This window comes from Nocardioides ungokensis (genome assembly GCF_013466985.1).
In the GTDB taxonomy this organism is placed as follows: domain Bacteria; phylum Actinomycetota; class Actinomycetes; order Propionibacteriales; family Nocardioidaceae; genus Nocardioides; species Nocardioides ungokensis.
In genome coordinates this window covers 1,006,153-1,018,456 of the sequence record NZ_CP059164.1, presented here as the reverse complement: position 1 = coordinate 1,018,456, position 12,304 = coordinate 1,006,153, and the positions used below count along the sequence as shown (strand labels likewise).

Genomic DNA, 12,304 nt, shown 5'->3' with positions numbered 1-12,304 from the left:
GGATGTGCCGATGGAGTTCGCAAATACCGCAATCCGGGGACTGGTCCACTTCAGCGCACCGGTGCACCGGGACGCGCGTGGCTTCTTCAGCCGCACGTTCGATTCGGCGACGGCCCGGGAGGCGGGGATCGACCCCGACGCGTTCGTCCAGGACAGCCTGTCGCGTTCCGAGCGGGGGGTCATCCGAGGCCTGCACCTGCGGGTGGGGCTCGGCGAGGGCAAGCTGGTCCGGTGCTCGAGCGGGGCGGTCTTCGACGTCGTCGTCGACCTGCGTCCGACCTCGCCGACGTACCGCACCTGGGTCTGCTTCGACCTGAACGGCGACAACCAGAGCTCGATCTACATCCCGCCCGGGTGCGCCCACGGCTTCCAGGCCCTCACCCAGCCGGCCGACACGTCGTACCGCATCAACCGCCCGCACGACCCGTCGGAGGACCTGACGATCGCGCACGACGACCCCGAGCTCGCCATCCCCTGGCCGCTTCCGGTGACCGTCATGTCGGACGCGGACCGCAATGCCCGTCCCCTGTCGGACCTCGGCGACCGGTTGCGCGAGGTCCTGGCGACGCCGTGACCCCGTCCCGACCCGACCGCTCACGTGGTCTGTTCGTGCTGGCGGCCGTCGCGGCCGCTGCGTTCGTCGTCCTCGCCTTCCTGGTGGCCGCGCACGCCACGCAGGACCTGGACGTCGCGATCCGCAACCGGTTCCGGCCGCACGACGTGTGGGGCACGACCCAGATGCGGGTCGACGTCATCGTGGAGGGCCTGAAGCCGAGCAAGATGGTGCCGCTGCTCGCGCTGGTCGCGGTGGTCGTGTGCGTGCGGCACCGCTCGTGGCGACCGGCGGTGTACGCCGCCCTGCTCGCCGGCGTCGCGGGCACCCTGACCATCGTCACCAAGGTGATCGTCGGGCGCCCCGACCCCCACCAGGACATGACCGCGGTGGGTGGCAGCTTCCCGTCGGGCCACACGGTCACCGTGCTGGTCTGCCTGGGGTGCGCGATCCTGCTCCTGCAGGAACGCCCCCGGTGGTGGGAGTGGGTCGTCGTCGGTCTCGTCGGCGTGGCGATGGGGTTGTCGCTGCTCCTCCAGGCAGCGCACTGGTTCACCGACGTGGTGGGCGCGCTCCTGCTCGGCCTGGCCGTGCTGGCGGCGGCAGTCGGGCTCCGGCTCCGAGGCACCGACCGCCCGCTCCGGGGCAGCGGGTCCCGTCCTCAGGCGCTCGTCGGGACCTCTGGAAGCACCACCGGCGAGGCACCGAACAGCGTGCCGGGAGCCGCCAGAACTGGCGCCGCAGCTCGTCGTCGTAGCGCTGATTGGCCTCCTCCATGGCGGCGCCCGAGGCGCGCTGCCGCACCTCCCGGACCTGCTCGACCAGCCGGTCGACGTCGAAGGAGTCCATCGGCTGGTCGAACCCCTCGAGACCGAACTCCGCGAGCAGCCGGGCGTTCTTCCCGGCGTACCCCAGCGAGACGGTCGGCCGGCGCGCCTTCAGGGCACAGATGACGTTGTGGAAGCGGGAGGCGACCACGACCTCGGCCGTGGCCATCTCCGTCATCAGGTCCGCCAGGCTCTCCGCCCTGCTCACCAGCAGCTGGCTCCCGTCGATGCCGGGGCGCAGGGAGCGCGCCCGGTCCTCGATCTCCTCGGCCAAGCCGAAGTCGGCCACGTCCCCGATCACCAGGCTGACCGTCCCGCCGTCGTCGAGCAGCCTGACCACCAGCTGTGCCATGTGCTCGACGTACGCCCGCAGGACCGCCGGTCCGCGGTCGGGGTCGTTCGGGGCACCCTGGTAGGCCATCACCCCGATCACGACGTGACCCGGCCGCACCGACGCCACGGGCACCGGAAGGGAGAAGGCGAGGTCGGGGAAGACCTCGCCCGGCGCCCTGGTGACGCCGATCGACCGCACCGCCTCGCGCGATCCCTCGTCCCGGTAGCTGCGGTAGTGGGCCAGGCGCACGGTCGACCGATGCAGCCAGCGCGTGACCGGATGGTCCGCGTGCTCGACACCCACACTGACGAGGGCCACCTTCCTGCCGCGCAGCCGGCACGAGAGCGCAGCGAGGAAGAGCCAGTAGGGCAACCCCCACGGCTGGGCGACGAGCTGGGTCTCGAGGACACCGGTCCCGGGCACCACGAGGACGTCGACGTCGCGCATCAGCCGGAACGTGCGCGGCACGTCGACCAACCGGCTGGCCGCCTTCGCCGCGCGGACCCGGAGGCCACTGCTGCCCGGCGCGGCCCGGTAGGCCATCAGCCTGGTCGCGGGGACCCCGTGCTCACGTCGGACCGCCTCGGCATCGGCCGCGAAGCAGTGCACGGTCGCGTCCGGGTGGGCCTCGCGCAGGTAGGCCAGGAACGCCGCGAGGGAGCCCTCGTTCCCGACGTTGCCCATGCCGAAGTAGCCGTACGTCGCCACCCGCAAGGTCGCTCCTCGCATCGCCCTAGCTCCGTCCCGGGACCCGCGACGCGTCCGCGTCATCGGGGTCCTGCGGGCCATCCACCGGCCCGACGGACGCCGGCCGGCTCGAGCGACCCGGCGGCAGGCAGCTCCAGAACCACCGGGCGACCTCCACCAGGCACCGGTTCCGCTCGGCCGAGGTCAACGGCGCTCGCCGGATCGCCTGCACGTAGCCGTTGACGTACTCGACGTACATGCGCGCCATCGGGTGGCGCCACCGGTCCCGGCGCTCCGGGGCGAGGGCCGCGGCCACGGCCCGGTGGTCCCCGGCGCGCGAGGCCCGGTGCTCGTGCTCGCGGCGCCAGTAGAGCACCTCGGGCACCTGGACGAACGGCCCCTGCAGGCACAGCGACGAGACGATCGTCCGGTCGGCGTTGTAGTAGGTGCCGTGCGGCCCGATCCGACGGAGGACGTCGGTGCGGATGACCCCGTAGAAGTCGTTGCCACCGGGTGTGTAGAGCAGGCTCCGCAGCCGGGCCGACGGGCTCGGGTTCGCGGTGTCCAACGCGTAGGGATGTGCCTGCAGGACCTTGCCGTCCTCGTCGATGATGGCGTCCCAGCAGTGCGCCAGGACCACGTCCGGCCGGGCCTCGAGCACCCCCACGCACTTCTCGAGCAGCTCGGGCGCGTAGAGGTCGTCGTGCGACGCCCACTTGAAGTACCTGCCGCGGGCCTGGCCGACCAGGAAGTTGTGGTTGGGCGCGGCACCGATGTTGACGGGCTGGCGGACGTACCTGATCCGCTCGTCCCGCTCGGCGTAGTCGCCGCAGATCTCCGCGGTCTCGTCGCTCGACGCGTTGTCGGAGATGACGAGCTCGAAGTCCTTGTAGGTCTGCGCCAGCAGCGCGTCCAGCGACTGGGAGAGGTACTCCGCACCGTTGTAGACGGGCAGGCCGATCGTCAGGGTCGGCACCACGCCACCGCTCGCGGCTCCGGATGCAGTACTCATGACGGGATCCTTTCTGGCTGCCCCGAGAGGCTGGCAACGACTGGTGTTTCGTTCAGGTACTCGGCGAGCCCTCGCCTGAGCTGGTACCACCACACGAACGTGGCCAGGACGGTCGCAACGGCGACGCCCCAGCAGGAGCCCCGAGCCCCGTCGAGGTACGCGCCCACGCAGCCGCCGACGAGGTACATGCCTGCGGTGGAGAGCTGGGCGACGAGGCTGCGGGGGGCCGCTCCCAGCGCGCGAACGCCGGCGGCGGCGCCGATCTCGAGTCCGCCCGCCGCCATCCCGATCATGACCACGGGCACCAGGGTGCTGGCGGGCTTCCAGATCGGACCCAGGAGTGCGCTGCCGAGCCCGGTCGGGAGGAGCAGCGTGATCGTCACGCCCCACAGGGCGGCCGATGCGGCGACCACGAGCCCGAGGAGGAAGCAGAAGCGGCCGAGGCGGCGGGGAGCCTTGCTCAGCACGTGCGAGGCCTCGGGCACGGCGAGCTGGCTCACCCCCATCAGCATGACGAGGAAAGGTCCCATCAGGATCTCGGCAGCCCGGACCTGGCCCACAGCGGCGAGCCCTGCGACCGCACCCAGGGTCACCATCCGGACCTGACGGGCACCGGCACTGCTGATGTTCTCGATGAGGTAGCGGCCACCCAGCGCCTTGTGGTCGACGACCCACGACCTGATCCACCGGGGCCGAGGCAGGATCCGGCACTGGAGCAGCCCGACGCCGGCCGCGAGCGTCGCGGTGCCGCCGAAGGCGAGGAAGCAGGTCACCTCGGTCGCGCGGCCTGTCATCACGAGCGCGACGAGCGTCGTGAACTGCAGCACGGTCCACACGACGTCGTTGACCAACGCCCGCTGGGGCTCCCCCACCGAGAAGAACGCGAACCGCAGGCTGTCCTGAAGCATCAGGCCAGGGAGGCCGACCCCGAGGGCGATGAAGCCCCCGCCGACCTGGGGCGGCAGCGCCAGGCCGACAAGGATGCAGACGACTCCCGTCACGATCCCGCACAGCGTCGCCGTCGCGCTCGAGGCAGCCACCGCCCTGCGCCAGGCAGGCGTCCTGGCGCCGCTGAACCGCACCAGGAGCGGGTCGGTGGCGAGCCCACGGGTGGCGCTGATGGCCAGCCCGAAGGTCACGTACGCCAGGCCGAACGCTCCGAAGCTCGCGGCGTCGAGGGACCGGGCGACCACGACCCCGAGGACGAAGTTGCTGATGCTGGAGACGCCCTGGTCGGCCACGCCCCACCCGAGCCGGCGCGCCACGGCGAGCGGGCTACGAGACGACGACACGGTCACCGCCGATCGGGTTGGCCACGGCGAACCGGTAGATGCCGAGGAGCTGCTCCACGTTGCCGTGGGGGCGGAACCGCTCCTCGTAGGTGCGCAGCCCGCACGCCCCCAGCTCGGCGTACCGCCCGGGGTGCAGGTCGACGTCGTGCAGGACCCGGGCCAGTGCACCGGGATCGTCCGGCTCGAACAGGGCCCCGTCGACCCCGTCGGTGACGAGCTCGGAGAACGACCCGCGCGCCGGCGCGAGGGGCGCCACCCCGGCAGCCATCGCCTCGATCGCCACGAGCCCGAAGGTCTCCTCCCACTGGGAGGGCACCACGGTGACCAGTGCGCGCCGGAGCAGGCGCTGGGCCTCGTCTGGAGGCAGCAGCCCGGTCACGTCGACCGAGGGGTGGCGGCTCCCCCAGGCCCTGACGTCGCCCTCGAGCGGTCCTCCGCCGGCCACGACGAGCCGGAGCGGGGACTCCGGGTGACGGACCCGGAAGACGTCCCAGGCCCGCATCAGGAAGGGGACACCCTTGGCCGCGTCGAGCCGGCCGAGGTAGACCGCGAGGTGCTCGGGCCCGGAACGTGCCGTGGTGTCCGCATCCACGAAGTTGTGCTTGACGAACACCCTGTCCGCCGGCAACCGCAGGTCGTGCATCAGGTCGCGCTGGGAGGCCGAGATGAAGATGTAGGCGGACACCAGCTCCCGCCAGGCCGACCGGTGCAGGGCCAGCCCGGCGACGACGGGGGCTGTCGCCAGTCGCGAACCTCGGTAGCAGCCGTGCTGCAGGGCGGGTGCGGCGGACCCGTTGGCGCAGTCGTGGCAGGGCGCTCCGTCCCGGAAGAAGTCCCCGCTCGCGCAGAGCAGCTTGTAGTTGTGGAGGGTGACCACCACCGGGACCCCGGCGTCGCGGCAGGCATACAGCACCGACGGGCTGATCAAGGGGAACGTGTTGTGCACGTGCACCACGTCCGGACGGCTTGCCTCGAGCCGTCGGGCCAGGTCCTTGCGCGCCTCGACGTTCCAGAAGCTGCGCACCGGCAGGGCCGCCTTACGAGCCAGGACCAGCCGCCGATGTCGTCGCTGTGCCGCTGGAAGAGCTCGACCCGGTGGCCCGCCGCGGACAGGGCTGCGGCTTCCTGGTCGACGACGCGGTTCTCGCCACTGGGAGCCGTCGAGCGGTAGCGACCGTGCACGAGGAGGACCTTCACGAGTGGCTCACCTGCCCCTCGCGGACGAGCAGGGACGCCGCCACCGTGAGGTCGAGGAGGTACGGCGACGCGGTGCCGAGCCCGGTCTCGGTGAAGGACGCGACCAGGCAGTAGACGATGATGAACAGCGCGACGGCGCGCTGGGGGCCCCGCTCCCGGGTGGCCGCCAGCAGCAGCAGGATGATGATCACCGTCGCCTGGATGACGATGCCGAACCAGCCCTGGTCCAGGTAGCTGGCCACCCAGTTGCTGTCGATCGGCAGGCCGTTGAACGACATGTTGGACAGGCCCGACCCGAACAGCTCCTGGAGCTTCGGACGCGGCATGTCGAAGACCTGGGACCAGACCTTGGTCCGCCCCGTGAGCTGGCCTGCCTCCTGGGTGGTCTGTCCGCGCAGGGCCCACTTCGTGATCTCGGATGCGAACATGGTGGCCACGCCCACCGCGAGCACCGCACCGAGGGCGGACGTGCGCCGGACTCGGGCATGGCCCAGGAACAGGCTGGCTCCGGCAACGACCAGCCCCACCACCAACGCGATCAGCGCGGTTCGGGTGTGGGTGCCCACCAGGACGGCGCCGCCCAGTGCCAGCGAGACGAGCATGTGGCGGCCGGTGATCACCCGACACATCCACAGCACCGCCGACGTACCGAGCAGCACGGCCGCGTAGTGGGCGACCTGGGTGGGCGGGATCGGCCAGAGGATCCCCGAGAGCCGGCCCTCGAAGGCGAACGCCAGCCCCGGCGAGATCGCCGCTCCGGCCACCACGGTGCCGAGGATGATCCACAGGCAGCGGCGGTGACAGCGCAGCAACAGCATGTCCTGGCGCCCCCACCAGGGCGTGAGCAGCCAGAGGACCAGGACGAATCCGACGAGACGGCAGGCGCGGAAGGTCGAGCCGAGGAGGAACACGTTGTGGATGCTGGTCATCATCGCGACGACGCCGAGCATCGTGAGCAGCACCAGGATCACGTTGGACCGCACGACGACCCGCGGGTTCACCGCGAGCGCAAGGAGTACCGCGAGCATCAGGGCGCCCTGGGTCAGCAGCTGGCCGACCGGCCGAGGGATCGGCACCAGGGTCGGGTTGGCCGAGAAGGCCAGGACGTTGAAGAACAGCGCACCCCAGACGGCCAGCATGCGCCGCGGCACGCCCCGGATCCGGAGGTCGTCCGCGCGGTGCCGCCCCCCGACGACGGGGACGGCGGCCAGCGTGGCGCTCACGGCGCACCGTTTCCGGTCCCGGCCCAGCCGGGGTCCTCCGGGTCGCGCAGGCCCGAGCTCTCGTCGGTCCGGTCCGCTCCGACCATCATCGCGAAGTCCAGCTCCAGACCGGCCGACCTGACCAGCTCCCCGGTGGTGCGCAGTCGCTCGGCGCTCGAGCGTCCCGCGGCCACCAGGAGGACGACCCGGTCCACCCAGGACGTGAGGTGGTCGACGCCCACGCCGGGGCTGACCTCGGCCAGCACCAGGACGACCTCGGCACGGTTCCAGGCTGGACGCATGGAATCACCCTTGGACAGCTCGGTGGTGGCGCCGGGAGCTGCCCCGAGCGGCCCGCGCGCGAGGAACGGCTGGCTGTCGGGACGGAGGACCTCCGGCTCGACGCGGGGACCAGGACCCGGCTGCCGGGCGAGCGCCTTCTTCAGCGCGGCCTCCAGGCGTCCGGAGTCGGTGAGGTCCACGAGGAAGACCGCCTTGCCTTCGACGGCCATCTGGGCACCGAGCGTCGCGGTGACCAGGGCAGCCGCATCGGTGTCGTCGACCGCCACGACGGCCAGCCGGGCCGGCCGGGCCTTGGACGGCGTGGAGACCGCCGTCCCGAGCCCGTGGACCAGCACCTCCAGCGACCGCTGCCGCGACGACCTCCTCGTGAGGCGCCGCAACCGCGTGCCACGACCGGTCAGCGGTCCGCCGCTGAAGCGCACCGGAGCCGCGAGGGCGACCGCGACCTCGTCGCGACGGCGCAGACGACCGGAGGTGAGTGCCTGGAACAGCACCAGTCCCATGCCCAGAGCCAGGCCCCCGATGAGGCCGGCCATCGTGTTCAGCACGATGCGCTTCTTGGCCGACTGCGGGACGACGCTGGGGGGGTCCAGGACGTGGCTCGCCTTGTCGATGGAGCCGGCCTGCAGACTGGCGTCCTCCATCTGCTGCTGGATCTGGCTGACCTGGCCGTAGATCTGGGCTCGCTGCGTGAGCAGGTCGGAGGCGTCGCCCTGGCCGGAGGCACCCCCGGCGTTGAGCGCGTTGTACTTGCTGGTGAGATCGTCCGCCTGCTTGGTCAGGTTGGTCACTTGTGCCTGGTATCCGGCGATGAGCGCAGTCGACTGCGAGTCCATCTGCTGGCGGCGGAAGGCGAGGTAGGCGTCGGAGAGCGCCTTGGCCCGTGCCAACGCGCTCGTGCTGTCGGGCGCGGCGACGTCGATGACGAGCACGGTGGGCGTCACGGGTGTCACGATGGTCGACGCCTGGAAGCCCTCGGTCGTGAGAGGCAGGTCCAGCTCGTCGATGACCCTCTGGGCAACGGTCCTCGTCCGCAGCAGGCTCACGTCGGTGGACATGGCCGTGGCCGGGTCGACCCCCGGGTCGTGCGCCAGCAGGAGCGTCACGGTGCCCTGGCTCTTGCTCGGGACCATGACGGTCCAGGCGATGCCGAGCATCATGCCCACCAGGGCTGCGGCCACCCACACCGGCCAGCGCCGCCGCAGCGCGGAGCGCAGGAAGTGCAGGCTCACGATCCCCGTCGAGGGGCCGCCGACGGAGACCTCGTCGGGGTCCGGGTCCTCGATGCGCCACGAGGTGTCGATCATCGCGGCCTCCGGCGTAGGCCCGCAACGTTGGTGCCGGTGGGCCCGGTGCTCGGCACGCCCGTGAGCCGCGTGGGCAGCGCGATCTGCTGTGAGCGCTCGTGCTGCAGCAGCCGACCGGTCGTGCGGTCCAGGTCGTCCGGGTCCGCCACGATGATCCCGGCGATCCGGCTGCCGACGTCGTCCGCGGTCACTGCCGTGAGGGCGAGCTCCTCCGCGGTGGCGGAGCCGGAGGAGACCGCCAGGATCGCGACCGAGGACTCCGGCAGCTCGGTCAGCTCCGGCTTGCGCCGGTCGACGACGGCCAGCACGACGGTCAGGTCCACGTCGTGACCGTCGCGGTCGTGGCCGTCGCGCGGTGAGCGTCGACGAGGAGCCCTGGCCGGACCTCAGAGCGCCCCTGCGAGAAGGCAGCCCAGAGCGAGGCCGCGGACTCGTGCCGCTGGCCGGCCACGAGGGCGGTGGGGATCCCGACGACGCCGCGTAGGCGGCCAGCTGCGGACCCATGGCGAGCCCGCGGGGGTCGTCGGACAGCGTGATGACCGTGATGGACATGGCGGTGTGCTCCGCCCCGTCCCCCCTGTCTCCGTGAGGGCGGCCGACCGGGGAACCGTCGAGGACGAGCTGGTGCAGCGCCTGCCTCAGCGCCCAGGCGTCGACCGTCCCCGGGGTGTAGTCCTCCAGCAACGAGGCCCACCCGGCGGCCGCCCGCGGCACCCGGCTGCGGACCGAGGCGATCACGGGACTTCCCAGCGCGTCGGCGATCTCGTCGCGGTAGCGGAGCTTGCGGTCCCGTCTGCTGCGCAGGGTCAGGATCATCGCGGCGAGGCCGACGGCGACGAGCACACCGAACAGCGAGAAGCCGATCGACCTGCTGACCAGGCCGGGGCGCTTCGCCGGCGAGGCGTGCGACAAGATCGAGGCGGTGCTGTCGGGCTGGCCGGACGCCTCTTTGGTCTTCAGCGTGTCGATCTCGATCGCCAGGCTGGCCTGCTGGGCGGTCAGCTGGGCGAGCACCGCGGCGTCCTTCTGCCCCTGGGCGGACGTCGGGGACTCGCCGTCGATGCGGCCCTGGGTCTTCTTGATCTCGTCGCCCACCGTTGCTTGGGTGTCCTCCAGGCCCTGCCGACGCTGCGCCAGCGCAGCGGTCTCCGCGCCGCTCAAGGAGCTCGCTGCCTTCGTGACGTAGTCGACCTCGGCGTTCGCGACAGCTTCCGCCAGGGCCTTGGCGAGCTCCGGGGTGGAGGCGCGCGCCTGGATGGCGATGACGTCGGACGCGGGCGCGCTGACGTGCACGTGGCGGGCCATGGCCTGCACCGACAGGGGCGGCTTGACGGTCTGGCCTGCGGGGCCGAAAACCCCGTCGCTGGTGGCAATCCGGATCTCTGTCTGGACGTCCCGGACGGGCGTCTGGCCGTCCGTGCTCTTCAACTGCGGAAGCAGGACCTGGCTGTAGCTCGCGTACTGGGGCGGACGGAGCACCACGAACGACACACCGGCCGCGATCCCGATCAACGCGGCGATCGCCAGCACGAGACGGTGCCGACGAAGGACCGACAGGGTCGACCGCAGGTCCACGGACTGCTCAGCCATGAGCGGTACCTCCGAGCTCGGTGGTGCGGGGTCCGGGCTCCCGGTCGGGAGCAAAGTCCGCGGTGGTGAGCAGCTCGAGCGAGCCGTCGAGGGTGCCGGCCCCGAGCAAGGTCGTCGTCGGGACCCGCTCGCCGAACGCCGGCGAGTACCAGCCCAGGATCGGGTGGGTGCTGCCGCGGTGCGCGGACCAGCGCAGCTGGCGAGGCAGGTGCAGTGTCGCCGTGCAGGTCCCGGCATCGCCGGGCCAGCGCAGCTCGGCGGCGCCCTCCACCAGCTCCGCCGCGACCTCGGGCCCGAGGTGGAACGCGAGCCGCACGTCGTGCGTCGCCGTGCCGGTCACGACGTCGAGGACGGAGAGCCTGCGCGTGCTGCTCTCCAGGGTGACGGTGCGCGTGTGCCGGAGACCCCGGTCGAGCCGGGCATAGCCGGTGTGGTGAGCCGTCCAGGTCTGGGTGGGCAGGTCACCCACCTCGGCGCGCGTCACGTGCGCGGGCGTGTGCGTGCGCCACAGGAACGGTCCGGCCTCGGCGGACTGGCTGGTCCCGTCGACCTCGAGCGTGTTGTGGGCCAGGGTGGACCGGAAGTAGCTCCGCCAGTCGGGATCCCCGTGGTAGCAGTACGTGCCCGGGTCCACCAGCACGTCGACCCCGCCGTACCTCACCTCGACGGCGAGGGCGTCGGCGTGGGCGTGGGCGGCGATCGAGAGGAACCCGTGCGGTCCCCCGTCGCACCGGCACCAGATCTCCGGGCCGTCCTCGGGGGACGTCCGCAGCAGGTACATCCCTGCGTCGGGAAAGAGCCGCGGAGCAGTCGGGGGTCGCCGGTCGACCTGCGGCCGGCTCGGCAGCAGCGACGACACCGCGACAGCGGCGGCACCGACCGGGCTCGCCGACCACCACGGGAGGGCACCGACCAGGGCGGCGCCCAGGCCCAGCAGCGAGGACCAGGGGTCCAGGTCGGGGTCGTCCAGGACCAGCGCGCGACCCTCGTCCCCGTCGCCCTGCCTCGGTGGGCGTCCGGTCTCATCGACCATGGCGGCGGCGGCGTCGAGGGACGCCGCGAGCAGGCCCCACGTGTCAGCCGGGAGTGGATGGCCGGCGGCGGTGCTCTCGACGGCGGCAACCAGGCCGAGCTCGGTGACGAAGCGGTGGTAGTCCGTCGCGAGCTCGCGGTTCACGCCGCTGTCGAAGGTGTTGGCGCGGAGCTCTCGCTGGAGCTGCCGCGACGCGTCCTCGCGCCAGGCGTCGCTCTCGGCGTACCAGGGGAAGGCGGAGGCGGCCGCGAGGCGACCGGCGGCCTCGGCCACGACGTGGTTGTTCGCCGACGAGCCGCGGCTGCGGAAGGCCGCGAGGTAGTGCTGGTGCCACCAGATCTGGCGCAGCGCGTCCTCGTTGGTGTCGAAGAGGTCCTCGACCTTGGCCCAGTCGTCGAGGAGCCGGCGCACCCAGACCCAGCTCGTGAGCCGCACCCCGAGCTCGATGCCGCTGGTCCAGTGCACGCCGGACAGGAACGGGTTCTCCGACCACCAGGAACGCAGCTGGTCGTCGACCACCTGGGCGTAGGTGTCGTCGGAGGTCAGCCACCACGCGGTCGCCAGCACGGTCAGGTGGTGGTGGCGCGAGAGCTCCCACACCGACTTGACGTTGCCGGTCTCGTGCTCGTTCCGGTGGTCGATGCGGAAGGCGAGACGGTCCTGCGGGGCTCGCCGCCCGGTCACCGGGTCCAGGAACCAGTCCGGACGGGCGATGTCCTCGCGTGGCGTCCCGAGCAGGGACCAGCTGCCGGCCACGAGCCGGTCAGCAGCGGCGATGACGGCCCGGCGCGCCTCCGCAGGCACCTGCTCGCGGGTGCCGACGGGCAGCGGCGTCGGGAACCGGCGGCAGTCGCGCAGGCCGTTGGGCAGCCCGGTGGCCGCCCCCGGAAGCACCTGGCGGCGGGCCCACGCGATCTGGCGGGCCTGGTCCGCCGAGCGGCCCGCGACCTCGGCGACGGACATCTGA

The 12,304-nt window shown here is 72.1% G+C and carries 9 protein-coding genes and 2 pseudogenes; 2 read left to right on the top strand and 9 right to left on the bottom strand.

Going from position 1 to position 12,304, the window contains the following annotated elements:
* Positions 1–10: 10 nt before the first annotated feature.
* Positions 11–574 carry a dTDP-4-dehydrorhamnose 3,5-epimerase gene (rfbC, locus tag H0S67_RS05090; RefSeq protein ID WP_180935700.1) on the top strand — a complete coding sequence of 188 codons (564 nt, stop codon included), beginning with the start codon at positions 11–13 and terminating at the stop codon, positions 572–574.
* A gap of 20 nt (positions 575–594) precedes the next feature.
* Here rfbC and H0S67_RS05085 read toward each other — a convergent pair whose 3' ends face one another.
* The gene (locus H0S67_RS05085) at positions 595–927 is read right to left on the bottom strand and encodes a hypothetical protein (RefSeq protein WP_180935699.1); all 333 of its coding nucleotides are present in this window, start codon (positions 925–927) and stop codon (positions 595–597) included.
* Here H0S67_RS05085 and H0S67_RS27815 point away from each other — a divergent pair.
* Positions 808–1,101, top strand: a pseudogene (locus H0S67_RS27815) (phosphatase PAP2 family protein); the annotation flags it as partial. The gene H0S67_RS05085 and the pseudogene H0S67_RS27815 sit on opposite strands and share 120 nt — an antisense overlap.
* Positions 1,102–1,105: 4 nt before the next feature.
* Here the strand turns inward: H0S67_RS27815 and H0S67_RS05080 are convergent.
* From H0S67_RS05080 to H0S67_RS05050, 8 genes and pseudogenes are all read right to left on the bottom strand, one after another.
* Positions 1,106–2,443: a polysaccharide pyruvyl transferase family protein gene (locus H0S67_RS05080; RefSeq protein ID WP_180935698.1), complete on the bottom strand. Its 1,338-nt coding sequence runs from the start codon at positions 2,441–2,443 to the stop codon at positions 1,106–1,108.
* A gap of 4 nt (positions 2,444–2,447) precedes the next feature.
* The gene (locus tag H0S67_RS05075) at positions 2,448–3,413 is read right to left on the bottom strand and encodes a glycosyltransferase family 2 protein (protein WP_180935697.1); all 966 of its coding nucleotides are present in this window, start codon (positions 3,411–3,413) and stop codon (positions 2,448–2,450) included.
* On the bottom strand, positions 3,410–4,678 hold the full coding sequence (locus tag H0S67_RS05070; protein WP_219635480.1) for an MATE family efflux transporter: 1,269 nt from the start codon (positions 4,676–4,678) through the stop codon (positions 3,410–3,412). The genes H0S67_RS05075 and H0S67_RS05070 overlap by 4 nt, the downstream gene beginning before the upstream one ends.
* Positions 4,679–4,688: 10 nt before the next feature.
* Positions 4,689–5,297, bottom strand: coding sequence for a glycosyltransferase (locus tag H0S67_RS26450; RefSeq protein ID WP_281369024.1), 609 nt, complete (start codon positions 5,295–5,297; stop codon positions 4,689–4,691).
* Positions 5,298–5,798, bottom strand: a pseudogene (locus H0S67_RS26445) (glycosyltransferase); the annotation flags it as partial.
* Between the two features lie 100 nt (positions 5,799–5,898).
* Positions 5,899–7,125, bottom strand: coding sequence for an O-antigen ligase family protein (locus H0S67_RS05060; RefSeq protein WP_180935695.1), 1,227 nt, complete (start codon positions 7,123–7,125; stop codon positions 5,899–5,901).
* Complete coding sequence (locus tag H0S67_RS05055; protein WP_180935694.1) at positions 7,122–10,304, bottom strand: Wzz/FepE/Etk N-terminal domain-containing protein; 3,183 nt, start codon at positions 10,302–10,304, stop codon at positions 7,122–7,124. The genes H0S67_RS05060 and H0S67_RS05055 overlap by 4 nt, the downstream gene beginning before the upstream one ends.
* Entirely contained in the window at positions 10,297–12,300 is a 2,004-nt protein-coding gene (locus H0S67_RS05050) for an alginate lyase family protein (protein ID WP_180935693.1), read from the bottom strand. The genes H0S67_RS05055 and H0S67_RS05050 overlap by 8 nt, the downstream gene beginning before the upstream one ends.
* Positions 12,301–12,304: the final 4 nt, after the last annotated feature.